General features: G+C 62.1%; 20 protein-coding genes. 11 read left to right on the forward strand and 9 right to left on the reverse strand.

What is annotated here, in order from left to right; genetic code table 11:
- The first annotated feature begins 23 nt into the window (after positions 1-23).
- The 10 genes from ACV22V_RS00625 to icmH all read left to right on the forward strand — a co-directional run bounded on the left by ACV22V_RS00625 (position 24) and on the right by icmH (position 14,879).
- Positions 24-2,561 (forward strand): type VI secretion system Vgr family protein, encoded by a 2,538-nt coding sequence (locus tag ACV22V_RS00625; RefSeq protein WP_448012685.1) that lies wholly within the window; start codon positions 24-26, stop codon positions 2,559-2,561.
- Positions 2,562-2,568: 7 nt separating this feature from the next.
- The gene (locus ACV22V_RS00630) at positions 2,569-3,420 is read left to right on the forward strand and encodes a DUF4123 domain-containing protein (protein ID WP_448012686.1); all 852 of its coding nucleotides are present in this window, start codon (positions 2,569-2,571) and stop codon (positions 3,418-3,420) included.
- Positions 3,417-5,972, forward strand: a complete 2,556-nt coding sequence (locus ACV22V_RS00635) for a T6SS effector BTH_I2691 family protein (protein WP_448012687.1) — start codon at positions 3,417-3,419, stop codon at positions 5,970-5,972. Before ACV22V_RS00630 ends, ACV22V_RS00635 begins: the two co-directional genes overlap by 4 nt.
- Before the next feature lies 1 nt (position 5,973).
- Positions 5,974-6,300, forward strand: a complete 327-nt coding sequence (locus ACV22V_RS00640; RefSeq protein WP_448012688.1) for a hypothetical protein — start codon at positions 5,974-5,976, stop codon at positions 6,298-6,300.
- On the forward strand, positions 6,301-6,894 hold the full coding sequence (locus tag ACV22V_RS00645; RefSeq protein ID WP_448012689.1) for a DUF6708 domain-containing protein: 594 nt from the start codon (positions 6,301-6,303) through the stop codon (positions 6,892-6,894).
- Positions 6,895-6,969: 75 nt separating this feature from the next.
- Positions 6,970-7,890: a DUF6708 domain-containing protein gene (locus ACV22V_RS00650; RefSeq protein ID WP_448012690.1), complete on the forward strand. Its 921-nt coding sequence runs from the start codon at positions 6,970-6,972 to the stop codon at positions 7,888-7,890.
- A 64-nt stretch (positions 7,891-7,954) separates the two neighbouring features.
- Entirely contained in the window at positions 7,955-8,233 is a 279-nt protein-coding gene (locus ACV22V_RS00655; protein WP_175909775.1) for a PAAR domain-containing protein, read from the forward strand.
- Positions 8,233-9,525, forward strand: coding sequence for a type VI secretion system protein TssL, long form (gene tssL / locus ACV22V_RS00660; RefSeq protein WP_448012691.1), 1,293 nt, complete (start codon positions 8,233-8,235; stop codon positions 9,523-9,525). The genes ACV22V_RS00655 and tssL overlap by 1 nt, the downstream gene beginning before the upstream one ends.
- Before the next feature lie 25 nt (positions 9,526-9,550).
- Positions 9,551-13,642, forward strand: a complete 4,092-nt coding sequence (gene tssM, locus ACV22V_RS00665; protein WP_448012692.1) for a type VI secretion system membrane subunit TssM — start codon at positions 9,551-9,553, stop codon at positions 13,640-13,642.
- Positions 13,643-13,661: 19 nt separating this feature from the next.
- Complete coding sequence (icmH, locus tag ACV22V_RS00670) at positions 13,662-14,879, forward strand: type IVB secretion system protein IcmH/DotU (protein WP_448012693.1); 1,218 nt, start codon at positions 13,662-13,664, stop codon at positions 14,877-14,879.
- A gap of 73 nt (positions 14,880-14,952) precedes the next feature.
- Here icmH and ACV22V_RS00675 read toward each other — a convergent pair whose 3' ends face one another.
- Together ACV22V_RS00675 and ACV22V_RS00680 are read right to left on the reverse strand one after the other, a co-directional pair.
- Positions 14,953-16,161 carry a benzoate/H(+) symporter BenE family transporter gene (locus tag ACV22V_RS00675; protein WP_448012694.1) on the reverse strand — a complete coding sequence of 403 codons (1,209 nt, stop codon included), beginning with the start codon at positions 16,159-16,161 and terminating at the stop codon, positions 14,953-14,955.
- Positions 16,162-16,390: 229 nt separating this feature from the next.
- Positions 16,391-17,416, reverse strand: coding sequence for a fatty acid desaturase (locus ACV22V_RS00680; protein ID WP_448012695.1), 1,026 nt, complete (start codon positions 17,414-17,416; stop codon positions 16,391-16,393).
- 319 nt (positions 17,417-17,735) lie between these two features.
- Here ACV22V_RS00680 and ACV22V_RS00685 point away from each other — a divergent pair, with 319 nt between their 5' ends.
- Positions 17,736-18,560 (forward strand): phosphate/phosphite/phosphonate ABC transporter substrate-binding protein, encoded by an 825-nt coding sequence (locus ACV22V_RS00685; RefSeq protein WP_448012696.1) that lies wholly within the window; start codon positions 17,736-17,738, stop codon positions 18,558-18,560.
- Positions 18,561-18,600: 40 nt separating this feature from the next.
- Here ACV22V_RS00685 and dbpA read toward each other — a convergent pair whose 3' ends face one another.
- The 7 genes from dbpA to ACV22V_RS00720 all read right to left on the reverse strand — a co-directional run bounded on the left by dbpA (position 18,601) and on the right by ACV22V_RS00720 (position 25,639).
- Entirely contained in the window at positions 18,601-19,998 is a 1,398-nt protein-coding gene (dbpA, locus tag ACV22V_RS00690; RefSeq protein WP_059533646.1) for an ATP-dependent RNA helicase DbpA, read from the reverse strand.
- 1 nt (position 19,999) lies between these two features.
- Positions 20,000-20,197, reverse strand: a complete 198-nt coding sequence (locus tag ACV22V_RS00695; RefSeq protein ID WP_059447636.1) for a hypothetical protein — start codon at positions 20,195-20,197, stop codon at positions 20,000-20,002.
- Positions 20,198-20,538: 341 nt separating this feature from the next.
- Positions 20,539-22,200 (reverse strand): malate dehydrogenase (quinone), encoded by a 1,662-nt coding sequence (gene mqo / locus ACV22V_RS00700; RefSeq protein WP_179950357.1) that lies wholly within the window; start codon positions 22,198-22,200, stop codon positions 20,539-20,541.
- Positions 22,201-22,703: 503 nt separating this feature from the next.
- Complete coding sequence (locus ACV22V_RS00705) at positions 22,704-23,024, reverse strand: hypothetical protein (protein WP_223960402.1); 321 nt, start codon at positions 23,022-23,024, stop codon at positions 22,704-22,706.
- Positions 23,025-23,149: 125 nt separating this feature from the next.
- Positions 23,150-24,025, reverse strand: coding sequence for a mechanosensitive ion channel family protein (locus ACV22V_RS00710; protein WP_448012697.1), 876 nt, complete (start codon positions 24,023-24,025; stop codon positions 23,150-23,152).
- Between the two features lie 368 nt (positions 24,026-24,393).
- A complete protein-coding gene (locus tag ACV22V_RS00715; RefSeq protein WP_448012698.1) occupies positions 24,394-25,128 on the reverse strand; it encodes a fucose-binding lectin II in 735 nt (244 codons plus the stop codon).
- A 121-nt stretch (positions 25,129-25,249) separates the two neighbouring features.
- Positions 25,250-25,639: a fucose-binding lectin II gene (locus tag ACV22V_RS00720; RefSeq protein WP_059533655.1), complete on the reverse strand. Its 390-nt coding sequence runs from the start codon at positions 25,637-25,639 to the stop codon at positions 25,250-25,252.
- Positions 25,640-25,773: the final 134 nt, after the last annotated feature.

Here is a 25,773-nt window from a genome sequence, read left to right on the forward strand (position 1 = left end):
ATCGATTCAATGGAGATGTCGGGATGGCTTTGTTTGACTCACCACGGACGCTGTCGGTTAGCGGCGCGGCCATGCCGATGTACGGTGATCGTCCGATCCTCACGCCGGTGAAGCTGACCGGCGGCGAAGCCGTTGGCGAGTTGTTCGAGTACACACTCGAGCTAAAAACCCCGGACGAACTCGCGTTCTCGCAAACCATCGCCGCGAATATCGATCTCGACAAGCTGATCGGCACCGAGCTGACCGTCACGATTCAACTCGAGGGTGTCGGGCATTTCATTCGCGGCCTTGCAGGCAACGCTGGAATGGCGAACATCGGCGCGGGCACGCGCGAGATCACCGGAATCGTCTCGCGCGCATCCATCCTGCGAGAAGACGGTCGATCGATCGTGTACGCGGTCACGCTTCGACCGTGGCTCTGGTTGGCGACGAAGAACTGCGATTGCCGGATCTTCCAGGACATGTCCGTGATCGAGATCACCGACGCGGTGCTCTCGACGTACCTGTTTCCGGTCGATAAGCGGCTGACGCCGCCGCGTCCGAACAACGTTTGGCCCAAGCGGGACATCCAGCGCCAGCACCACGAAAGCGACTGGACGTTCCTGCAGCGGTTGTGGGAGGAGTGGGGCATCTTCTACTTCTTCGAGCATGCCGACGGCAAGCATCGTCTGGTCTTGTGCGATGCGATCGCCGCGCTCAAGCCGCACGGCGAAGCCTACGCGACGATCCGCTATGAAGCCCCCGACAGCCGACGTGTCGACGAGGAGCATATTCACGCGTTGTCGATCTCGAATGCGTTGACGACCGGTGCAGTCACGAGTGTCGATTACGACTACACGCGACCGCACGCCGATCTGACGGTTGGGCGAGAGGATCCGCGCGATACGGGGCTCGCTCATCAGGAGCATTACACGTGGGGCGACTATGCGCAGCCGCAGGCGGGTATGGGAGGTCTGTCGGCCGCGCCCAATGAGCCGCGGACCGAAGCGGAATACCTGACGCTCGTGCAGATGCAGGCGTATCGCTGCCAGGGGCTCAGGGCTTCCGGGCAGGGCAATCTGCGCGGACTGGTCGTCGGCCAGACCTTTGTGCTGTCGCACTATCCGCAGAACGCCGCCAACCGGGAGTATGCGGTCATCGGCTGCAAGCTGACGATCGAAGAGGTTGGCGAGGCATCGGGTTCCGGTCAGCGTTACCACTGCGAAGCGGACTTCGTGCTGCAGCCGACTCATGAGCCGTTTCGGTTGCCGCGCACGATCGCGAAGCCGCGCATTACCGGCGTCGAATATGCCGTTGTGACATGTCCGGAGAACCAGGAAATCTGGACGGACGCGTACGGTCGGGTGAAGTTGCAATTCCTGTGGGATCGGCTCGGCGACAACGATGAACGTTCAAGCTGCTGGGTGCGCGTTGCCGGTGCATGGCATGGCGATCAGTTCGGCGGCATCTTCTTGCCGCGTCGCGGCCATGAGGTTGAGGTTGCATTCGCGAATGGTGATCCGGACTTGCCGATCATCGTCGGTAGTGCTGTGAATGCGTTCAACATGCCGCCGTTTGCATTGCCGGAGAACCAGACGCTTGCCGGTTTTCGTAGCAAGGAGATCGGTGCTCGGCGGGCGAATACGCTGGCTTTCGACGATACGAACGGAAAGATTCAGGCGCACCTGTCGAGTGACGAAGGCGCGTCGCAGTTGAATTTGGGGTACATCACGCGTATTGCGGGGAATGCGGGACGGCAAGAGGAACGTGGTCGCGGCTTTGAGCTCGCGACCGGTTTGTGGGGGGGGGTCCGTTCGGCGTTGGGAATGTTGGTCACCACCGAGGCACGGTCGGATGCGGAGGGCCATGTCAAAGGGATGGGCGAAACCGTCCAGCGGCTTGTAGAAGCGTGTGACACGCACGAACGACTCGCACAACTGGCTCAGCAGAACCACGCGCAGGAGGCGAATAGTGATCAGAGTGAGGTCACAACCGCGTTGAATGCACAGAATGATGCAATCCGGGGCGGAGCCAAATCGGGCAGTGACCCGTTTCCAGAGTTTGCTGAGCCACACCTTACGCTTGCCAGTCCAGCTGGTATTCAAGCTACAACAGCGGGTAGCACGCATATCGCAAGCGGCGAGCATCTCGCGCTGACGACGGGTGAGCATCTCGGCATTGCCACCGGACGCTCACTGTTTGCAACCATCAAGGAAAAATTGCGGATTTTCGTCTACGACGCCGGAATCAAGCTGATTGCCGGCGCAGGTTCAATTGACATTGAATCGCTCAAGGACACCATTAACCTGATGGCAAAAATCCGGATCAGGCAGACCGCGACCAAGATCGAAATCTGGGCTGAAGAGGAACTATCGCTGCGCGGCGGGAAGAGTTTCATCACGCTCAATAACTCGGGCATTACCAACGGCACGCCCGGGCAGTGGCAATCCTACGCGGCAATTCACGAGATGCCGGGGCCGAGAAGCGCGTCTGAGGGTATACCGGCTGCTGAACTCAAGGTTTGCGAAATGAGTATGGTCAAGGCGGCAGTCAAGCACGCGGCGATCGTGCCGCTCTCCTGAGGGACACATGCAAAGCCGCACACTTAACGATGCGATGTCGGCCAGCACTCATCTGCTGGCTGATCGCCTCCTCGTCCGGGACTGGAGGGGTGATTTGCCTTGGCACGACATCGTGCCCGACTGGCTTGAAAATGAACGCCATTTGCTCCCGGTAGTGCTTCGCCTCGATCAACTTGACGATAGTCAGCGTGAAGAGATTACGCAGTCTCTGGTGGTCGCTCCCCCTGAGATTGCATCAGCGATGTTGATTTGCAGCGATTTGAGCGCCGAGGCGCAAGCACGTCAGTTGGCTGGGAAAGTCACTGTGACGCTCGATGATGATTCGCGTGTTCTGCTGCGCTTTGCAGACCCCGCCGTATTTCTCCATCTGTTGTGGGTATTGCCGCTTCCGCATCTTGCCGCTCTCTGTGACGGTATAAGCCGCTGGTGGGTGCCTTTCCACGGCCTATGGCATGAGCTCGAGTTCACTAGCCGACCGGAGGTCGAATGGAGCAAGCTCGACGAGGCTCAGTCGATTGCGTTGACCAACGTCGGACTGGTCAACGGCACACTCGCGACAATGCCCGAGGTCACTGAGATGAAGCAGCTGTGGCGCTTCAGTCAGGAGATCAATCAATGGTTATGTACCGCGCAGAGTGAGTTTGGCCTTATGGACGCATCGGATTGCATGGCCTTTGCGCGACACGGCTGCCTCCTCGGTCGGAGCTTCACCAGCCATCCGAAATTGGCGCCGCACCTTCGAGTTGCTGCGGCGACACCGGGAGCCTATGCCCAGGCGACTGAGTTGTTTCCAGAAAATGAGTGGAGCAATGTAATCGCAGACATTGAACGGATTGATCGAGAACGGGAGGTATCGTGACCAACGCAAGTTCTTCTTTAACTGCACTGGCCAGGGCGAAGGCGGCTGCGCTCGACGATTGCGAGTTTTGCGAGAAAAAGGGGTTAGCGATCCTCCCGGTTCGAGCGGCAATCATGCACCCGGATTCAGGTGGACCAATGCTGCCGGCCGATCTGCTACCTGCTGACGGCGATGGGGGGAAGAAGATTCCACTGAGAGGGTCAGCCGCCTATACGGGTCGGACATTACGCAACGGTTTTCTGTACGTGTACGACGAACGAGGAATGTGGGAGAAGTACTGGATCACGCCGTTCGGATATCTGATGAAGGTTCCGGTTGGTGTGCCATTGAACGGTGCTTACGTGGAGGGCCGAGAACCATGTAACAAGACGGGGCACCGTGAAATTGCAGCGTGCATTACCGTAAAAGAACCAAAAAGCGCTGGAAGGATATGGGTCGGCTATTCCGTTGCCGAATGGACGCCACGGGTGCTTCAACTCAATCAGGACGAGGCGTATCGAAGCCGCCATATGCGCGTATTCGATGTGAAGAAGTGGATGGAAAGTCGCAAGGCGCCGCACGCGCGAAGTTTGGATAACGTGGCGTCGATCGTGGCGGAGTATTCGACGAAGTCAAAGGTTGAAACCTTCGCGTTTTCGCCTTATGGGTTCAACTCGCGAGCATCGACAACAGATGGGCTGTTACACGCCGCCACGTCATTGGGGCCGAAACCCGGGGCCGTGCTGATTATCGACGATCCCGCCGGGATCGCGGCGGAAATCGGCGCCAGAGCCATCGAGCTTCACGGTGGATTCATGGCCGTTGCCGATCGTTCCCGAAAATTGAGCGTCTCCACCGCAATTCTGAGTCTCCAGGCTGCTGTCACTGATCGTGCGGAAATGAATGAGATCGCCGCAGGTGACGAACTGGAGCAAGACGGGCATTACGTACCGGATGGGGTCGGGCGCATGATCTACGTGGCAAATCCCCCGAAGCTTCCCGATGCCACACCGGCGGACTTAAGTCGTGTTTCGTCGAAATCGTGGAAGAAGTATGAGGTCGATTACGACGAACCTGCTCGAGCGCAGTGGCAAAACGAATTCAACCAGGAATATGGCCGGTTCAGCGAACGGACATTGCATCCGTTGGCGGTGTCTCACGTTCAGTGGATGACAAGTAGCCAGATGCGGAACCATCTGGATTGCACACACGATAGCGCTTCCGCGGAAGTCGGGCTCGTCTATGCTCGTGTTCTCACCGCATGTATCCAGGGCACGGAGCAATTCAAGCCTTGCGCGCGGTTATACGAGCGCTGGTTGAACGGCGTGATCTCCGATGACAAGAATCTGGTGCTTCGCGGCATTGTCCTGAATCTTGAGAGCAACAAGAAAATATTTTCGGAAAGCCTCAAGCCAGATGTCATGTGGAAAACAGTCGGCTGGGACAGTCTGATACAGGCGTTCAACAACTCCATTGACGGCGTAGCCAAGCATGCCCCCGAAGTGATAGGGAAGTTATTGGCATCGCTTGGCGGGTCGATCACCCAGGCATTGCAAAGCGCAGTAGATGGGCCGGTCCGACAGGCCCTCGTCGCGTGCGGTGTTGTCAGCGGCCGGCCGGTTGTGCCCGTCGAGTTGACCGGCTCGTATAAGGCATATCGAGCATCGCTTATTCGTCAACTCCTGAAATCTTCCGGTATCAAGAAGGCCAGCGAAAACGCCATCCAGCGAGAAGTGTCGCTCGCATTGCGTCGCCTTCAGATTCGAGGAGAGCCGATGAGCACGGTTGTCAGGTCGAAATTTCTTGTGATGATCGATGAAGAGGCGATCAAAGGCATGCCGAAAGGGCTGAGCAAGAGTGAGCAGGCCAAATGGCTTGCGAATTCGCTTCATTCGGCAGAGGAGATCGAACGGTTGAATCTGTCCGCATGGCGGGAGCGGATCAATGTGCCGCAAAGGGTGGCAACGGCAGGCAAGGCAATACCGTTTATCGGCAACATGCTGGCGGGGCTTTTCCAGTGGGCTGCCTATCAGAAGGTATCGATAGATCTGGCCGGTTCGCTGAAGGGCGACAAGCTAGAGAGTCAGTTCAGATTAGGTAGTGCTGTGATCGCGTTGGGCTCCACCGTGGCGGACACCATAGCCAGAGCTGCTGGCAATTTGGTCGAGACGACTTTGTTGAAGGGGAGGGCGGCGGTGTTGGGGATGGCCGAAACCCTGCTGAGAGGCGCATCGAAGGTGCTTGGGATCGTTGCGGCTGGAATCAATGCATATTGGGATGGAAAGAATGCCGTCGAAGCCATTCAGCAACGAAACTATCCGTTGGGCGTGGCGCTGGGTGTATCGGCTCTTTCGGGTGTTGTTGCTGCAGCCCTATTGGTTGCTGGTTCGGTCATTGGAACGATTGTAGCCACTCTTATTTTTATCAGTTCCAGTGTGATTGCTACATTTTTGCAGGATGACAAGATCGATAAATGGCTAAAACGTTGCTATTGGGGCGCGCTGGATAGGAAGGATCGCTATAAAAATTTGGAGGAGGAACTAGACGAACTGAAGATGGCAACCGGAGCCTGATATGGACTATACGGGACTCTATGCAAAGAAATACAGCATAAATCGAAAGTTGACCAATGAGGAGAGATCGAATCAATTTCATCAGAAGAAGCGACTCGATATTTCGCCGTTCTATAACATTTCAGTTGTCGAGATGAACTCGACGTATCTGGAGTGCGTTGATCGTTGGTTTATATATCGGGGAACGATGGCGGCGTTTTGCTTGATTGGCATGGTAATCCCAGTTTTCGCTTTTTTTATCCCCCTGTTCTCTAGGGTTGGTCTGGAATTTATTTCGCTGTCTATTTTTCTTGGGGTGTGGATTCCGTACTGGATATTTATGGCGTGAATGTTGTCAAGGGAGACGTTTTCTTGGACATACTTTCCATTGAGATTTAATTATAAAAAAGGAATGGTGTATGTGTTCAGGCGAAATGGAACTGTATTGAAGGAAAAGTGGGGTGATATATTTTTCACCCTCGGGCGTTGTGAGCGTATGGTGGGCCGACAAAACTGGGATATCCGTGGTCATGTGCTTGACAACGACGGAGAAACCGTCCTGGAAACATTTTCTTTACCTGGCGACACGGTGCTCGTGGAGCAGTTGGAGCAGTGTTGGGAGTTCATTCGCCGATATATGGAGGAGGGACCTGCGTCAGTCTATCGCGACGTTTACTGGTGCCACGATATTGCCGAGCGACGGGAGAAATACACGGCCGGCCTCAGATACATGTTCTTTTCGTTGAATGGTCAGCCGATCGGCCAAATATTGCTTTCGCCAGTATTTTTCGTGGCATCGCTGGGTCGATGGTTTGCCATGCGCACGAGCAAGATTCCGAAGTGGCCGGCAGAAATCGAAGCTGAATGCGCCGTAGATGCATTCGATCCGTACCTGCGTGATGCATCGCGCAATCCCGAGAAAATTCCGATGGAGCCGATGTGATCGGTGTAAGGAAAAATCTTTGCCAAGAGCAAATGGAATGGCGTCGTTACTTGAGAATCGAAGGCGGGAGTTGATGTGGATTATACGGGGCTTTTTGCAAAAAAATATCACGTCAATCGAAAGTTGACTGATGAAGAGCGATCAAATCAGTTGGTTAAAAATAAAAGGTATAAAACAGAGCCATTTTACAACATTTCCGTAATAAAGGAAAATTCTACATATCTCGAATGTGTGGATCGATGGTTTATTTACCGTGGGTCGATGGCTGCAGTCTGTTTAATTGGTTTGACGGTGCCGGTATATTCATTTCTTATTCCGCTTATTCTGGCGGTTGGATTTGATCGCATTGCTCTTTGTATTTTTTTGGGGATTTCGATTCCATACTGGATATTGATGGGGTGGTTGCTGTCAAAAGAGGCGTTTTCGTGGACGCATTTTCCGATCAGATTTAATTGCAAAAATAGGATGGTGTATGTATTTCGGAGAAATGGGACAGTCTTGATTGCGAAATGGGATGATATATTTTTCACCCTCGGGCGTTGCGAACGTATGTTGGGCCGACAAAACTGGGATATCCGTGGTCATGTGCTAGACAAGGACGGAGAAACCGTCCTGGAAACATTTGCTTTACCTGGCGACACGGTGCTCGTGGAGCAGTTGAAGCATTGTTGGGAGTTCATTCGTCGATACATGGAAGAGGGACCCGCATCAGTCTATCGGGACGTTTACTGGTGCCACGATATTGCCGAGCGACGGGAGAAATACACGGCCGGCCTCAGATACATGTTCTTTTCGTTGAATGGTCAGCCGATCGGCCAAATATTGCTTTCGCCAGTCTTTTTCGTGGCATCGCTGGGTCGATGGTTTGCCATGCGCACGAGCAAGATTCCGAAGTGGCCGGCAGAAATCGAAGCTGAATGCGCCGTAGATGCATTCGATCCGTACCTGCGTGATGCATCGCGCAATCCCGAGAAAATTCCAATGGAGCCGATGTGACAGTTCAAGCTCTTCTCGATACCGAACTTTGCGCTTCGATATACGGTTCATCAAGGATCATCTAATGTCTCTTCCCATCGCAGTATTAGGAGACGGCACCGATCATGGTGGCCGGATCATTACTGGCTCTGCCACTCACAGTATCGGCGGCAAGCCGGTCGCACGGCTTCACGATCTAGTTGATTGCCCTCAACGCTATCCGGATGGTCGACCACATGGCGTGAACCGGATTGTTCAAGCTCATCCGACACTGACGATCGGCGGAAGCCGTGTGGCCTTGCACGGACATCGCACGGAGTGCGGATGTGCTCTCGTCAGCAATACAGTTGCGAGGGTTGGGTGATGGATCGTGCGAAATTCCTGGGTGGCCAAAGGCACGATGCACAGACCGCCGTCGATACACCGACGTTTGCCGATACCGTCGATCCGGATCGGAACAGGACCACATTTGTAATTCCGCCGGGCGAAGCGGAGATGCAGAGGCTGAATGCCGTCAAAGTCGCGAACAATCCATTGCTTGAAGCCGCGCGTCCGTTGTTGAGGGCGCAAGCAGATATGCCGGACGCACTGGGCGACTCTGCTGGGGAATTGCTGCGTCGGATGCTCGAGCATGAGATGCGTGTCTTTCAAAAACTATGTGAGCAGGCCAATATCCGCCGCGACCATATGATCGGTGCGCGATACTGCTTGTGTACGGCGCTGGATGAAGCAGCGATGCGGACCGAATGGGGCCGTGACGGCACGTCGGGATTTGAATGGGAGAGCCACAGTCTCGCGACCACTTTCCACGAAGACCGTGACGGTGGCGACAAAGTCTATCTCCTGATTGCTCGCCTGCTGGAGGACCCTCATGAGCACCGCGACCTGCTCGAGGTCATCTACCGCATTCTCAGTCTCGGTTTCGAGGGCCGTTATCGGGAGGGTACCGGTAACAAACGCAAGCACGACGCGATCCGCCAACGCCTCTACAACGTCATCACGTCGCAACGCGAACCCGTGCCGATGGCGTTATCGCCCCACTGGCAATCGACTGCAAAAGGCAAGCGCCTGTCGTTCCACGATTTCCCGGTGTGGATCACTGTAACCGTCGCGTCCGTGATCCTGCTCGGCCTGTTTGCCTGGTTCAAATACGCGCTGATGAACCGTGCCGCCGACGTTCAAAAGCAGATTGCCGCGATAGCCGCGATGACACCGCCACCCGCACCGCCGCAAATGCACCTCAAGCAGTTGCTCAAGGACGAGATCGCCGCCGGTACCGTCAGCGTTGACGAAGCTGCCCACCGCAGCGCCGTGACATTCCGCGGCGATGCGATGTTCCAGCCCGGCGCCGCGTCGGTCCAGCCATCGATGAATCCGCTGATTTCCAAGATCGCCGGCGAGATATCCAAGGTACCCGGCAAGGTCGCCGTGCTGGGTTATACGGACAGCGTACCGATTCGCAGCCGTCATTTCGCATCGAATCAGGCGCTGTCTGAAGAGCGGGCCATTCAGGTCATGCAGATGTTGCAAGCCGCGGGCGTGCCGGCGAATCGTCTCGAAGCTGCTGGCAAGGGCGATGCCGACCCCGTCGGAGACAACCGCACCGCACAGGGGCGCGCTCAAAACCGTCGCGTCGAGATCATCGTCGCGCGATAAGCCAGATCCGTTTCCGGAATAACACATGAAGAAGTTCCAGTTCCTGTCGTTTCTGGCCTCGCGCCAGTTTCTCGCGTTCCTCGCACTGATTGTCGTCGCACTGGTGATCTGGTTCGTCGGACCGTTCTTTGCGTTCGGCGGACTGAAGCCGCTCGCCGGGGTCGGCATGCGTGTGCTGCTGATCACATTGCTGTTCGCCGGGGTGCTGCTCTGGCTCGCGGGCCAGTCGACGACGATCGTGTTCGTCGCCCTGCTGTGCCTGCTGATCTGGTATGCAGGCCCGCTGCTTTCGTTTGGTCATGCCGCTCCGTTCGAGCCGGCGTCGACCCGACTCATCGCAATCGCGGCGGTGGTGGCCGTTCTCGTCGTCTTCGGGATGTATCGCGTCTGGCAGAAGATGCGTGCCGACGATGCGTTCCTGAAGAAAATGTTGCGCATCGGCGACAAGAAGGACGAGTCGCCTGCCGCATCGCGGCTTCGGAAAGTCGAGCCGATCGTGACCAGCGCGCTCGCGCGCCTCAAATCGATGCGCACGGGTGCGCGCGGTCTTGGTCGGCTGTTCCAGGGCAAGCGCTATTTGTACGAGTTGCCCTGGTACATCACGCTCGGCTCACGAGGATCGGGCAAGACCAGCGTGCTGATGAACGGCGGACTGGCGTTTCCCGTTGCCGAGCAGATGCAGCGTGCCGCGGGGAAACCTGTCGACGCCGCCGCCTCGGTGGACTGGTGGTTGACCAATGATGCGGTACTCATCGACACGACGGGCTATTACACACGTCATGGCACCTCGCCGAGCGCGGACGTCGATGAACCGAAGCCGGCGGCCGATACCGTCGACGCGAATGCGAGCGACTCAACGCCGGACGAGCAGCGCGCCGAAGACGATGCGAAACAAGATGCGCCGTCGCAATCGAAGGCGGCAACGGCAGCGAAATCGAGCGTCAATTCCGCTTCGAACCTGCCAGGCTCCCGCGATGATCATCAGGAGATCGATCGCGCGGAATGGCTCGGCTTTCTCGGCATGCTGCGCCGGAACCGGCCGCGCGCGCCGATCAATGGCGCGTTGCTGACGATCGATCTTGCGACGCTGGCCGACGCCGACGAGCAAGCACGGATCGCGGAGGCCGCCGCATTGCGTGCGCGGTTGGCCGAGCTGAGGCAGGAGCTGGGCATCCGCTTCCCCGTTTACGTGTTGGTCACGAAGATGGACGGTCTGACGGGCTTTACCGAGTATTTCGGTGCGCTCACGTCGGAAGGGCGAGCTCAGACATGGGGTTTCACGCTTCCATACGGCAAGGAAACAGTTGCGAAGGAAGGGCTGCGGGCGCGGTGCCACCAGGAGCTCACCGAACTGTCCGAACGATTGAGCGGCTCGATCGATACGCATCTGCAGGATGAATACGACTTGCCGAAGCGGCGAAGGCTTGCAGCCCTCCCGGAGGAGTTTTCCGCGCTGCTCGGGCCGCTGACCGACCTCATCGACAGAGTCTTTCTCGATTCACGCTACGACGATACCCAGCTCCATTCGACGTTGCGCGGCGTATATTTCACGAGCGCCCGGCAACGGGGGGGCGAGGTCGTTGCAGAGCGCCATACCGTCGTCCAACGCCTTCTGGCGGCGCAGGACCACGCCCGCGTATCGCCGCAGCGTGCCGAGGGCAACCAGAGCTTCTTTCTGCACGATCTCCTGACGCGTGTCGTGTTCCCGGAAGCACATCTCGTCAGCCCCAACCTGCGCTGGGAATTCCGCTACCGGCTGTTGCGCTTGACCGGGCACACTTTGACCCTGCTGTTGTTCGTCTGGTTGGCGATTGGCTTGCGTGTGAGCTTCGGCCACAACAGCGACTATCTCGACGCGATGGGGCGCAAGGCGCAGGCGTTGACAGCTCGCGTGACGCAACTCTACAAGACGCCGAAACCCGAATCGGTGCCGGACACACTGACCGAAGCGCGCTATCTGCCGACTTTTCCTAATCTGGACCTTTCCGATCCCGGCAGCGAGTGGCGCTATGGGCTGTACGTGCCGCCGAGCATCGCGACGGAGAGCGGTCGCACATACGATGCCCTCGAGGACAATCTGTTGTTGCCGCAAATCGTGCGTCGGATGGAGGACGTGATGTCCGGCGCAATTGCCGCAAACGATTCGAAGGTCGCTTACGATGCGCTGCGCGTCTACCTGATGCTCTACGACGCAGCGAAGTTCAATGCCGATGATGTCAAGACGTGGGTACTCGACGACTGGGCAAAACATGACAGTGCAGCGATCTTCGGCGGCCGTGCGTCGATGATCGACCATGTCCAGCAGCTCTTTTCCGGTGATCGCGTGGTGAAGTCTCCGCTCATTCGCAATGACGCACTGATCCAGCGTGCCCGTGCGTTTCTCGACGGCAGCAACGCGACCGGTCGTCTGTACGAACGTGCGAAGGCGGCGATGCAGAAGGAGGCGCCGGACGAGTTCACGCTGCTGCGCGCGGTGGGCCCGCAGGCTGGCACGGTGTTTACGCGAGCGAGCGACGCGCCGTTGTCGCGTGGCGTGTCAGGGCTCTTCACGTTCGACGGCTACCGGAATCTGTTCGACAAGCGGCTGCCTGAGTTCGTGCAGATTGCTCGCGATGACGACGCGTGGGTAATGGGGCGCTCGTACCTGGCGGGTGCGTCGGATTCGGCTCAAAAAAAAACGGCTGAAATCGTGAGCAATTCGACGGGGACGGACGACGCGCTGACGGATGCGGTCCGCCGCGAATATCTGACGGAGTACGCGCGGCAATGGGATGCGTTTCTCAACGACATCCGGACGGTCAGCGGTACGAGCCTCGCGTTCAATCTTCAGGTGCTGCGCCGCTTCGCGGCTCCCGACTCGCCACTCGTGCGGCTGGCTCGTGCGGCGGTGCATGAAACAACGCTGACGGCGCCGGTGAGCGGATCGGGCGGTACGTTTCTGCAGAAAGCAGCCGACCAGATCAACCAGAAGGCCGACAAGGCGCTCGGCATTCGCGCGTCGGAACGCGTCGAGCGCGACCTCGTCGACGTCCATTTCGCCGCGCTGCGCGAAGTCGTGACCGGCAACGCCGATTCGGAGGGCGCTTCCCAGGCGGCGGCTCAGGCTGGCACGACGGGCCTCGACGGTGTAACGAACCTGTTGAACGATTACTACACGGCGCTCACGGTCTCCGACAACGCGTTGTCGAACAACAGTATGCCGCCGGCCAGCGACACGGCGGCGAAACTCAAGATGGCCGCCAACACGATGCCCGCGCCTTTCCGGGCGGTACTGCTGCAGCTTGCCGCCGATGGCTCGCGCGAAGTCAATCAGGGTATCGGGCAACTATTGTCGCGCCAGATGCAGGCAGCCGTTGGCGACACGTGCCGGCTGACCATCGAGGGCAACTATCCGTTCTCGCCCGACAGCAAGCGCGATGTCGGCATCGACGATTTCACCCGCATATTCGCGCAAGGAGGCGTAATCGACGATTTCTTCGCGAAGACGCTGGCGCCCTTCGTCGACACATCAGCGAAGCCGTGGCGGTACCGAACGCTTCCCGGCGCGACGGAACCCGTACGGGGGCCGGATCTCGAACCGTTCGAACACGCGAAAGCGATTCGCGACGCCTTCTTCAGCGATCCCGGCCACAAGCAACTCACGTGGAAGGTCGATATCCGCATTCCCGAACTGGACCCTGCGATCCTGGGCCTGTCGCTCGACGTCGATGGCCAGACTTCGCTCTATCAGCATGGTCCCGTGGCGCCGTTCACGGTGTCGTGGCCGGGGCCGCGCGGTGGCGTTCATGCGGAGATCACCGCCAGTCCGCGCATTCGTCCCGACACGTCGACGATCGCTGCCGACGGCCCCTGGGCACTGATGCGACTGCTCCAGCGTGGGCGGGTCGTCGAAACGGCGACGCCCGGCCGCACCCGCGTCGCGTTCGAATTCGACGGTCGCAAGGCGGCGCTTGACATCGCGAGCACCGGGAGTGTGGCGAACCCGCTGACGAGCGATGTGCTGAGAACATTCCGTTGCCCCAGCTCGATGCCGCTGTTCGACCTGTCGGATAGTGGCCCGCCCCCCGGATTGCCGCGCGGCACAGTGCCGGCGGGCGCGATCAATACTGCCCGATGAATGGCGAGGAGGGAACACGATGACGATTTCGACGGCCGATCCGAGAAGTCCTGCCGGAGCGCCTGCATCCCCGCCGCTTGCAACGCGTCTCAGGGATGCGGAACAGGCGGTCAACCCGCTGCTGGAGTCGGCGCGCAGCTTGCTGCGAGCGCTGGCGGATACGCCCACCGTGCTGGAACCTGACGCCGTCGCGCATCGACGCTGGTGGCTGGAGCAGGAGCTCAGGTTGTTCACGCGTGTCTGCAACGAGTTGAAACTGCGATCCGACCACGTTGTTCGCGCGAGCTATGGCCTGTGTGCCGCGCTTGACGAAGCGGCGATGCAGACGCGTTGGGGCAAGGGCGGGGCGACGGGAGCCGACTGGCAGTCGAACAGCCTGGCAGCGGCGCTGGGTCATGACCGGCAAGGAAGCGATCGCGTGTTTCGACTGATCGACGAGGCGCTCGGGAGTCCTCGCGAGCATCTCGATTTGCTCGAGCTGTATCAGAACATCCTCGATCTGGGTTTCAAGGGGCGATATCGCGTTGGGAACGATGGCTCGGCCCGTCTTCAGGGTGTTCGCGAAGCCGTGCACCAGGTTGTGATGACTGGCGGATTCGGCAGCATGCGCGACAGTGAGCCGATGCGGCGGCCGCGGCAATCGATCGTCGATCCGTGGGTGCGCCCCGTACGGGCGCGTCGTACACGTTGGTGGATTGGCGTGGGCCTTTTCGTTGCGTTGATGCTCGGCGCGGCGGGTTATGCGGCGGTGAGCCACTGGATTCACGGCAAGCCGGCTGCGACGACGTCCTCGCTGGACGTCCTGTCGGCGCAGCTTGTCACGAGTCTGCGTGACGAGATGGCTGCCGGCAACGTCGAACTGAACCGGGATACGGCGACGAATGCACTGACGCTCCGGTTCAACGGCATGTACGCGTCGGGTGACGTGGCGGTCGCGCCGTGGTGGGCATCCATCATGGCTACGGTCGGTCGGACCATTGTCGCGTCGGTACCCGCCGCGCACGTGCGGGTCGTTGGTTACACCGACAACGTGCCGGCTGGCGCGACATCCCGGAACAACAATCAGGCGCTTTCCGAAGCCCGCGCCCGGCAGGTCGCGCAGATTCTCGCGGCGGCGGGTGTGCCGGTGCAAAACATCTCCGCGGCCGGACAGAGCGACGCCGATCCGCTGGCCGACAACGGCACGGCACAGGGAAGATCGAGGAATCGCCGTGTCGAAGTGACCGTATCGAACTGAACGGCGAGTCGATGTGTGTTGCGATGCACCGATACAGGAGACGTGCCGTTCGCCGGAGATATTCCGAGCTTGCTCAAGTGTCCTGGTGCCGCCGCACCCTGCTCAACACCGCATAAGAAAGCGACCCGATCACGATCCCCCAGAACGCGGACCCGAGCCCGAGCCAAGTCATCCCCGACGCAGTCGCGAGGAACGTGATCACCGACGCTTCGCGATGATCCTCGTCCTCGAAGATCCCGTGTACGTTCGCACCGATCGCACCGATCAGCGCGAGCCCGGCGAGAATCGCGACGAAAGCCTTCGGCAGCGCAAAGAACAGCGTGACGATCGTCCCCGCGAAGAGCCCGCCGATCAGGTAGATCGCGCCGTTCGCGATGCCCGCGATATAACGCCGGTCCGGATCCTCGTGCGAATCCTTGCCGGTGCACAGCGCCGCGGTGATCGCCGCGACGACGATCGTGATCCCGCCGAAGCACGCGACGACAAGCGACATCACGCTGGTTGCGATGATGATCGGCCGCGCCGGCGTGTGATAGCCCGAGACGCGCAGGATCGTCATGCCGGGCAGGAACTGGCCGGTGAGACTCACGACGACGAGCGGCAGCGCGAGGCTGAGCGTGGTGCCGAGCGTCCATTCAGGCGCGATGAAGATCGGCCGCGCGATGCTCGGCGACACGTTGCCGAGATGCGCCATCCCGAGCAGCGTCGCGAGCGCGGCGCCCGTCATCAGCACGAGCACGATGCTGTAGCGCGGCAACAGGCGCTTGAAGATCACGTACGCCGCGATCATCCCGAACCCGAGCACCGGCTGCGCAGTCGCGGCGGAGAACGCATGCATGCCGAACGGCAGCAGGATGCCGGCCATCATCCCGCACGCGATGCCGCGCGGAATGTGGCGCACGAGCCGGTCGAAATAGCCGGTGATGCCGATCACGAGGATGATCAACGCGGCCGTGATGTACGCGCCGACGGCCTGGTTCAGCGTCAACTGCGGAAAGAGGCCGACGAGCAGCGCGGTGCCGGGCGCCGACCATGCGGTCACGATCGGCACCTTCAGTTTCCAGCTCGCGAAGAGGCCCGACACGCCCGCGCCGATCGAGATCGCCCAGACCCACGATGCCACCATCTCATTGGATACATGCGCGGCCTGCGACGCCTGGAAGAAGATCGCGAGCGGGCCCGCGTAGGAAATCAGCACCGCGAGAAAGCCGGCGGTGACCGCGGAGACGGACCAGTCGTTGCCGATCGAGCGGATCGCGCCGGGCGAGGTGTTCGGTTGCATCGTCGTAGGGGAGTGCGGCGCGCGGCCGGGAGTCTGAGCCGGGGCGAATGATTGTTGGAGGCCCCGGACGATCCGTCATTCTGGGCATTGCCGCCGAAATTGGCAATTTGCCGATGAGGATCGGCGTTGTCGGCTTTTCGTAAGCCATGCGCGTCGCGGCAGCCGTGCGGCCTTGCGCGGGCGTCGCCGCATCGGGCGCCTTCCCGGCGCAGCGCGACCCACTCAAGCGTTACGTACTGATCTGAAGATGCCCGTCGACCGCGGCGACCTTCGCACCGCTGCCCGTCGACAGCGACGCCGTGCCGTGGTCGAACGGATGCACGGGCCCGTCGGTCGGCGTCCACGCGTGACGCGCCAGCAGTTCGCGATAGCCACCGCGGATCACGAAGCCGCCGCATTTCTCCAGATACGCGTCGCGCCGCATCCGGTACGCGCGCGGCAGGTCGTACCACGGCAGCCTCGGCAGGTCGTGATGCACGAGGTGATAGTTGTTGTTCAGGTACAGCAGCCGCATCGCGAAGCCGGCCTCGTTGATGACGATGCGCGCCTTCGGATGACGCGCGGCGCGGTGCTCGAACAGCGAACGGATCATCGCGAGCGACAGCGCGGGCCACGTGACGGCCAGCAGGTAGTACCACCACGGCACGCCGATCGCCCGCTGCAGCCATGCGAGTAGCGCGCCCACGCAGACGGCGTGCGTCACCCACATCCGCAGATAGCGGAAGTCGCCGCGCCGGAACGCGGTGAATGCGTCGGCGAACATCGCGGCGACGCTCGTTGGCGGCCCGAACACGAGACGTCCGACGAAGGTGGTGCGCGCAACGGTCAGCGCGCGACGCCAGCGCGGCAACCGCGCCCACTGCGCGCGCGATACGTAGTTCGTTTCCGGGTCGACGCCCGGCACGGTCAAGTCCTCGTCGCGGTGATGGTCGAGGTGCGTGTCGCGATAAAGCGTGTACGGATACCAGATCGTCAACGGCGGATAGCCGAGCAGCCGGTTCACGAACGCAGAGCGCGTCGGGTGGCCGTGCAGCAGCTCATGCTGCAGCGACATGTGCCACGCGCCGAGCAGGATCAGCGGCGGTGTCGCGGCCGCGAGCGACAGGCGCTCGGCACGTACGAGCAGCAGCACGGCGAGCCAGCCGCCGTAGATCGCGACGACCAGCAGCCACGTCGGCCACTCGGTGCGGGCAGTGAAGCGGGCGTCGAGTGCGGCGATCGCGCGCGCGTGGTCGACGTCGAAGTATTCGGCCATGGTGCTGGGGCGGGATGTAGCGGGTGATACGGGGGCTGCACGGGTAACAGGTAGCGGACGATCGCGCCGTTGCGGGCCGCGATGCAGGTGGCCGACTTGCGTCGCGACTCGCAGTCGACCGCTACGGCGAGCGGCTTGCGACGGCGTCGCGACACTGGAACGCTAACCGGCTCGCGTAGTCAGGCCAACCAAGCAATTTGCATTTGCTTATCGCTGCGCGACCGATAAGCATTGACCGCGCCCAGGCGCGTGCCGGACCTGTGCGAAACCCGGGCGAACGGGCTTTCTCCAACGCACCGCCGATGCGTAGAATGCGCACATGAGCCCATGGATCGCCGGACTGCCGATGTACAACGTGACGCCGCGCCACGCCGCACTGTGGCGCGCGTTGCTGCGTGACGCACTCGACGCGTTCGCGCGTCACGGCGGGCCGGCCGGCGTCGCGCTGCTCGACGAACCGTTCGGAGATCTGCACGCGCTGTGGCACCGCAGCGACTTGCTGTTGTCGCAGACATGCGGTTATCCGTACCGGATGCTCGGATTGCGCGATGCCGTTCACCTGATCGCGACACCGGCATTCGATGCGCCCGGCTGCGACGGTGCGCGTTACCGCAGTGTGCTGGTGGTATCGGCGCGCGTGCATGCGGGCGGGGCGACGACGCTGGCTGCCTGTCGCGGATTGCGGGCCGCATTCAACGGCGCGGATTCACACAGCGGGATGAACGCGTTCCGGCACGCGGTCGCGCCGCATGCGCACGACGGGCGTTTCTTCGGTTCGGTCGTGTCGTTCGGCTCGCACCTGAACGTGCTGCGCGCGCTGGCGGCAGGTGCTGCCGATTGCGCGGCGATCGACTGCGTGACGTTCGCGTATGTGTGTGACGCATTGCCCGAGCTGTTGAACGACATCCGGATCATCGGCATGACGGCGGCGGCGCCGGGCTTGCCGTTGATTGCATCGAAGGCGCTGAACGGGAGCCTCGTGGAGGGGTTGCAGGATGCGCTCGATCACGCGGTCGCGGTCGATGCGGATCGGGCGATCGCACTGCGCCTGAAGGGGTTCGAGCGCCTGCCGCCGGCTGCCTACGACACGATTGCCGATCTCGCGCGGGACGCGGCCGCGCACGGGTATCCCGAGCTGGCGTGATGCGGCGGCGCGGCTGCCGTGGCAGCCGCGCTACTTCAGGTCATTCCTCGTCCATCAACCGGACCTTGACCCGCTTGCCCTTGATCTTCCCCGCATTGAGCTTGCGCAGCGCGTCGCGCGCGACGCCGCGCTCGATCGCGACGTAGGTCGAGAACTCGGTCACGTTGATCTTGCCGATCTGCTTGCCGTCGAACCCCGCGTCGCCGGTCAGCGCGCCGAGCACGTCGCCCGGACGGATCTTGTCCTTGCGGCCGCCGAGAATCTGCAGCGTTTCCATCGGCGGCAGCAGCGTGTCGTTGCCGGCCGGCTTCAGTTCCGCGAGCGGATGCCATTCGACGTCGCGCTTCTGCGCCTGCTCGATCGCGCCGACGCGGCCCATCTCGTCCATGCTGGCGAGGCTCAGCGCCCAGCCTTCCTGGTCCGCGCGGCCGGTGCGGCCGATGCGGTGCACGTGCACTTCGGGGTCGGGCGTCACGTCGACGTTGATCACCGCCTCCAGCTGCGCGATGTCGAGCCCGCGCGCGGCGACGTCGGTCGCGACCAGCACCGAACAGCTGCGGTTCGCGAACTGGATCAGCACCTGGTCGCGTTCGCGCTGTTCGAGCTCGCCGTGCAGCGCGAGCGCGTGGAAGCCCTGTGCGTGCAGCACGTCGAGCAGGTCGCGGCATTGCTGCTTGGTGTTGCAGAACGCGATCGTGCTCACCGGCCGGTAGTGGTTCAGCAACTGGCCGACCGCGTGCAGCCGCTCGGTTTCCGTCACTTCGTAGAAACGCTGGCGGATCTTGCTGTCGTCGTGGCGCTCTTCGAGCTTCACTTCCTTCGGATTACGCAGGAACTGCTGGCTCAGCTTCGCGATGCCGTCGGGATAGGTCGCCGAGAACAGCAGCGTCTGGCGCGTCGTCGGGCACATCCGCGCGACCTTCGCGATGTCGTCGAAGAAGCCCATGTCGAGCATCCGGTCGGCTTCGTCGAGCACGAGCGTGTTCAGCGCGTCGAGCTTCAGGTTGCCGCGGTCGAGGTGATCCATGATGCGGCCCGGCGTGCCCACGACGATATGCGCGCCGTGCTCGAGGCTCTGCGCCTGCGGCCGCATCGGCGTGCCGCCGCACAGCGTCAGCACCTTCACGTTTTCCTCGGCGCGCGCGAGGCGGCGCACTTCCTGCGCGACCTGGTCGGCGAGCTCGCGCGTCGGGCACAGGATCATCGCCTGCACGTCGAAGCGGCGCGCGTCGAGGCGCGCCAGCAGCGCGAGCGAGAACGCGGCGGTCTTGCCGCTGCCCGTCTTCGCCTGCGCGATCAGGTCCTGGCCGGCCAGCGCGATCGGCAGGCTCGCGGCCTGGATCGGCGTCATGTCGACATAGCCGAGCTGCGTGAGGTTCGCGAGCGTGGCGGGCGTCAGCGGCAGTGCGCTGAACGGCGTGGCGGTCGATTGGGTCATGTCAGGAGAGGTCTCCGAGGTAAGGGCGGCCTTCCATCTGTTCGTAGAGGACGTTACCTTCATCGTCCTCGAAGCGTTCGAGATAGTTGCGCGCGCCGCACAGCGGGCAGCGGAACAGCAGCCCCTGGCCTTCGTCCTTGATGACGACGTCGGACGTCTCCCACTGCGTGCCGCAGCTCTGGTTTCGGCAGGTAAACACGGTCTTTCTCCAGCTGAATTCGGTTGATGGCGCACCCGGCGGGCGCGGCAACGGCGTGCGGCGCTCGCGCGGCTCGGGCGCGGGCCGCACCGGCGGTCGCGTGGACCGCGTCGATGCGGATGGTGGATCGGGTGGCGACGGCGTCGCGCGTGCCCGCAATTCTAGCGGATGCGGGGGGCCGGCAGTGGGCGACACGGTGCGCGGACCGGCAGCGGACGAGCGTCGATGCGCGGCCGGGGAGGGCGTCGCCGACGGGTGCGAGCGGTGCCGCCCGCATCCGCCATGAAAAACGGCCGCCCCGAAGGGCGGCCGTGCGATGCGGCGAAACGGGGCCGGACGCGTTACAGCGCCATGTCGGCCGATGCCTTCGCGGGGCGCGCCGGGGCGGTGCCCGTCGCCTGCGACGGCGCCGTCAGGTCGATCTTCGGCGGCGGCGAGAGCTGCAGCACGTCGCTCGTGTAGGTCCATTCCTCGACGACCTTCGCCGGGCTGTCGTTCAGCTTCGTGCCGTAGCTCGGCACGATCTGGCGGAGCTTCTGCTGCCATTCGGGCGTCGCGACCTTGTCCTTGAACACCTTCTGCATCAGGTTCAGCATGATCGGCGCGGCCGTCGACGCGCCCGGCGATGCGCCGAGCAGGCCCGCGATGCTGCCGTCCTGCGAGCTGACGATCTCGGTGCCGAGCTTCAGCACGCCGCCCTTCTTCGGGTCGCGCTTGATGATCTGCACGCGCTGGCCGGCCTGCCACAGGCGCCAGTCTTCCTTCTTCGCGTCCGGAAAATATTCCTTCAGCGCGTTGTAGCGATCGTCGTCGGACAGCATCAGCTGGCCGGCGAGATACTGGACGAGCGGGAATTCGTCGACGCCCACGCGCATCATCGGCGCGACGTTGTGCAGGTTGGTGCTCTTCGCGAGGTCGAAGTACGAGCCGTTCTTCAGGAACTTGGTCGAGAACGTCGCGAACGGCCCGAACAGGATGATCTTCTTGCCGTCGATGATGCGCGTGTCGAGGTGCGGCACCGACATCGGCGGCGAGCCGACTGACGCCTTGCCGTACGCCTTCGCGAGGTGGCGCTTCACGACCTCGGGGTTGTCGGTCACGAGGAACGAGCCGCCGACCGGGAACGCGCCGTAGTCCTTCGCCTCGGGGATGCCCGACGCCTGCAGCAGGTGCAGCGCACCGCCGCCCGCGCCGATGAACACGAATTTCGCGTCGACGGCCTGCGGCGGTTCATCCGAATGCAGCTTCACCCACGACACGTGCCACGTGCCGTCCGCGTTGCGCGAGATCTCGCGCACTTCGCTCGACAGCGACAGCGTGAAGTTCGGCTGCGTCTTCAGGTAGCCGACGAACTGGCGCGTGATCTCGCCGAAGTTCACGTCGGTGCCGATCGGCGTCCACGTCGCCGCGACCTTCTGGTTGCGGTCGCGGCCTTCCATCATCAGCGGCACCCACTGCTTGATCTGGTCGTGGTCTTCCGAATACTGCATCCCGCGGAACAGCGGGCTCGCCTGCAGCGCGTCGTAGCGCTTCTTCAGGAAGCGGACGTTGTCGTCGCCCCACACGAAGCTCATGTGCGGCGTCGAGTTGATGAACGAGTGCGGATTCTTCAGCACGCCCTGCCTGACTTGCCAAGCCCAGAACTGGCGCGAGATCTGGAACGACTCGTTGATCTCGATCGCCTTCGAGATGTCGATCCTGCCGTCCGCCTTCTCCGGCGTGTAGTTCAGTTCCGCGAGCGCCGAGTGGCCGGTGCCCGCGTTGTTCCAGCCGTTCGAGCTTTCCAGCGCGACGCCGTCGAGGCGTTCGACCATCGTCATCGACCAGTCGGGCTGAAGCTCGTGCAGCCACACCCCGAGCGTCGAGCTCATGATGCCGCCGCCCACCAGCAGGACGTCGACCTTCTTCGTATCGGCGGCATGCGCGGACGACGCCGCGACGCACAGCGCGAGCGCCGACAGTATTACCCGTAACGTTTTGATCACAGCAGATCCCTTTTTCAACTTGGATGCATCGGTTTGCCATGCCGCCCGGCCGATGCGGATTCGCGTTCGGCCCGCGCATCCGGAGATCCGGATCGCGAATCCGGAATTCCGGAACGGCCGCGTTCGCCGTTGCATTTGCGCACGCGAAGCCGTTGCGAAGGACACCTTCGGATCGACTTCATGAAGTCACGCAATCGCATGCTTCACGGTCGTGCCGGGCGCGCGCGGGCCCGTGCCGCAGGCCTCGCCGGACGGCGCTTCAGGCCGCGTCGAAAGAGGCCGCGCGCAATGCGTTTCGCGGGGGCGGGATGGCAAGGGGCGCGTAATATAACCGAACTCGATTGCCGTGTCGCACACGCGGAATATCCTTGTTTTCGTGGGGTTTTTTGCGTGTCCGGGTTTCCGGAACGACGGTGCGCGGAACGGGAAGAACGGCGGGGTCGGAACGGTCGCGACGCGCGCGATATCGATACTTCATCCGGACCGCGGCGTTGCACCGCGATCCGGTTCCGGTCACGGCATCACTTCGACGAAGCGCTCCGGCAAAACTGTTCGTACGCCTGCGCCGAATTCGCGAAGCCTTGCGCCTTCGCGAGTTCCCACGGACGCTCGCATTGCTGCGTGCGTTCGCACCATGCGTAGCCGGCCGAGCCGATGCAGCCATGCGCATCGCGATCGCCGCCGACGATCGGCGGCGCGGCCTGGGCGGTTTGCGCGGCGCGCGTGTCCTGCCCGGCGACATCGGGCGGAAGAGGCGAAGCCGGCTGAGTCGCGCACGCGCCCAATGCAAGCGCGCAGGCGATCATGGCGGCAAGCGACGCGGAAGAAGTGCAATGCTTCATACGGTAGCGCTCCATGGGATGAGGTTCGACGGTGGATGCCCGCGGACGGGCGCTTGAACGATTCGATCACGCATCCGGCACCGGCACGCGCGACGAGAACTTGACCTCGCGCGGCGCGATGCGCGTCACGACGCCTGCACGCGGCGCGTGTCGGCCCGGCGCTGCTGTTCGGCGTCGTGCACGATGTGCAGCTCGCGCGTGCGGATCGGCAGTGCGCAATCCGCATCGGCAAGCGTCTTGCGCACCTGGCGCGCGAGGCGCCAGCGCATCGCCCAGAACGTGTCGGGGTGCGTCCACACGCGCACGTTCGCGATCGCCGTGCTGTCGTCGAAACGCATCACCATCACGTCCGGTGCGGGATCCCGGAGGACGTCGGGATCGGCTTCCGCCAGCGCGCGCAGTGCGTCGAGTGCACGGTCGATGTCGTCGTGCACGGACACTTCCACTTCCAGATCGAGACGCCGCGTCGGATTGCGCGTGTAGTTGCGGATCGCGCTGCCCCACAGCGCGCTGTTCGGCACGTATTCGCAGATGCCGTCCGGCTTCGTCAGCCGCGTCATGAAGAGCCCGACTTCTTCCACCGTCCCGGCGACGTTCGATCCGCCGTCGATGAAGTCGCCCACCTTGAATGGCCGCAGCAGCAACAGCATGATGCCGGCCGCGATGTTCTGCATCGTGCCCTGCAGTGCGAGCCCGATCGCGAGGCCGGCCGCGCCGAGCACCGCGACGACGCTCGCGGTTTCGATGCCGAGCTGCGACAGCGCGCCGACGATCGCGACGATGCGGATGCCCCACACGGCGACGTCGCAGAGGATCGGCCGAAGCGTGTCGTCGACGCGCTCCTTGTTCGCGAGCAGCCGGTTCAGCCAGTTGCCGATGCGTTTCGACAGCCACCAGCCCGCGACGAGCAGCGCGAGGGCGGCGCAGAGCCTGAGCGAGAGTGTGGACAGCGCGTTCCACAGGAACGTCCAGCGTTCCGGATGAAGATGATCGAGAAACATGACGGGATTCCGGGTTGAGGGCGGAAGGCGCGCGACGGATGCCGGCGACCGTCGATGTCGGACAGGCATGCGCTCGCGCGTGAGCAGCCCTCGACTGTACACGCCATGCGGGTTTTCGCGCGAACGCATGGGTGACGGCACGCGATTTCCGGTGTCGCGGCCAGCGCGTCGCGGCGGTGCGGTTTTCCGCGGAAACGGGCTCGTCGGATGCCCGTGCCAGGACCTCGACCGCTCGCCGCGCGCGGACGCGCGGTTCGCGACGCCGGCCGCACGTGGCGCATGCGGCCGTGCCGCTTCGCGCCGGCGGGCGGCGTCGATGCGGATCGCCACGCCGGAAGGCGTGGCGAACATCGACAGGATCGAGCGGCTTAGCCCAGCGGCCAGTTCAGGATCGCGATGCCGTCGTTGTAGTCGCCGTCCGTGCCGTCTTCCGAGCCGACCAGCCCGAAGTAGGTCTTCTTGAAGATGTCGACCTGGCGCGAGCCGATCTTCGACGGCTTGCCGTTCGCCGTCACGACCACGCGCACCTTCCCCTTGCCCGAGTTCACGATCTGCGTGTTCAGGTTCGCGTCCTGCGTGCCGGCGCCCTGGAACGTCGCGGCCGGTTTCGGGTTGTCGTCGACATAGACTTCGATCGTCTGCTGCGCGGACGAATTGACCAGCGCCGTCACGCCGAACGCGATGTTCGGCGGCAGGTTGAAGATGCCGTCGCGCTCGCCGCCGGCGGCCGTCGTCGGTTCCGGCTGCGCGGGTTGCGGCGTCGCCTTCGAGAAGTAATTGACCACCGCGCCGACACCGAACTTCGCCGCCGCGCCGGGCAGGACACCGGGCGCGCCGGCCCACGTCACCGTGCACGCGATCACCTGGCCCGCCGCATCGGCCTTCACCTTGTTCTGCCAGCTGCCGACGTCGAAGCTGTACGGGATGGTCGCGATGTCGACGAACACGTCGTATTGCGGCAGTTTTTCCACGAGCTGCGCGGTCATGAACTGACGCATCCGGTCGAGCACCGCCTGGTCGCCGTTCGCCTGTACGGCGGTTGCGTCGTTGCCGGCGAGCTGCAGAAGCGCATACAGGTCGTCGTGGGTAAAGGGTTGGGTCATGTCGTCCTCGTCTTGATGGATTGTCTTTGCGTGATGCGGCCGGCGAGCGGATGTCGCCGTGTCGTGCGCGGCGCGGCGCGCCGGACATGCCGCGCCGCGAATCTTCGTCAGCGTTCGGCCGTCAGCCGATCGGCCATTGCAGCACGACGATGCCGTCGTTGTAGTCGCTGTCGTGACCGTCTTCCGAGACGACGATTCCGAAGTTGACCGTGAACGGCGAGCCGTCCGATTTCTTGCCGGTGATCGGCGCGAGGCGGGCATCGGTGGCCGACGTCTTGCCGTTCACCGTCACTTCGAAGCGGAGTTTGCCGTTTCCGGAATTCAGCGTGGCTTCGCGCGGGCCGTCGCGCGTGGTCAGCTTGTGATAGGCGGCGGGCTCCTTGCTGTCGCCGATGAACAGCTTGATGTGCTGCTGCTCGGCGGCGTTCGCGAAGAAAATCGCGCGGAAGTCGGTGTTCGGCGGAATCGAAAACTCGCCGGCGCGATTCGAGGACGTTTGAGAGTCAGCCATGCTTGCCTCCTGAAGGTCGGTGGATAAGGCGTTTTGTGCGTCGCGCAAACGTTTGCCGTTTAAAACGCGACGCGGCCAAGCATGGCGAAAAATAAATAAATAAATATTCGACCGGGAATGGAAGTTGTCCAGAA

The sequence above is a fragment of the Burkholderia sp. AW33-5 genome (assembly GCF_053427615.1).

Bases quoted from the DNA above. Each gene is read 5' to 3' on its own strand.
- ACV22V_RS00625 (WP_448012685.1), top strand. From the start codon at position 24: ATGGCTTTGTTTGACTCACCACGGACGCTGTCGGTTAGCGGCGCGGCC.
- ACV22V_RS00630 (WP_448012686.1), top strand. From the start codon at position 2,569: ATGCAAAGCCGCACACTTAACGATGCGATGTCGGCCAGCACTCATCTG.
- ACV22V_RS00640 (WP_448012688.1), top strand. From the start codon at position 5,974: ATGGACTATACGGGACTCTATGCAAAGAAATACAGCATAAATCGAAAG.
- ACV22V_RS00645 (WP_448012689.1), top strand. From the start codon at position 6,301: ATGTTGTCAAGGGAGACGTTTTCTTGGACATACTTTCCATTGAGATTT.
- ACV22V_RS00655 (WP_175909775.1), top strand. From the start codon at position 7,955: ATGTCTCTTCCCATCGCAGTATTAGGAGACGGCACCGATCATGGTGGC.
- tssL (WP_448012691.1), top strand. From the start codon at position 8,233: ATGGATCGTGCGAAATTCCTGGGTGGCCAAAGGCACGATGCACAGACC.
- tssM (WP_448012692.1), top strand. From the start codon at position 9,551: ATGAAGAAGTTCCAGTTCCTGTCGTTTCTGGCCTCGCGCCAGTTTCTC.
- icmH (WP_448012693.1), top strand. From the start codon at position 13,662: ATGACGATTTCGACGGCCGATCCGAGAAGTCCTGCCGGAGCGCCTGCA.
- ACV22V_RS00675 (WP_448012694.1), bottom strand. From the start codon at position 16,161: ATGCAACCGAACACCTCGCCCGGCGCGATCCGCTCGATCGGCAACGAC.
- ACV22V_RS00680 (WP_448012695.1), bottom strand. From the start codon at position 17,416: ATGGCCGAATACTTCGACGTCGACCACGCGCGCGCGATCGCCGCACTC.
- ACV22V_RS00685 (WP_448012696.1), top strand. From the start codon at position 17,736: ATGAGCCCATGGATCGCCGGACTGCCGATGTACAACGTGACGCCGCGC.
- dbpA (WP_059533646.1), bottom strand. From the start codon at position 19,998: ATGACCCAATCGACCGCCACGCCGTTCAGCGCACTGCCGCTGACGCCC.
- ACV22V_RS00705 (WP_223960402.1), bottom strand. From the start codon at position 23,024: ATGAAGCATTGCACTTCTTCCGCGTCGCTTGCCGCCATGATCGCCTGC.
- ACV22V_RS00710 (WP_448012697.1), bottom strand. From the start codon at position 24,025: ATGTTTCTCGATCATCTTCATCCGGAACGCTGGACGTTCCTGTGGAAC.
- ACV22V_RS00715 (WP_448012698.1), bottom strand. From the start codon at position 25,128: ATGACCCAACCCTTTACCCACGACGACCTGTATGCGCTTCTGCAGCTC.
- ACV22V_RS00720 (WP_059533655.1), bottom strand. From the start codon at position 25,639: ATGGCTGACTCTCAAACGTCCTCGAATCGCGCCGGCGAGTTTTCGATT.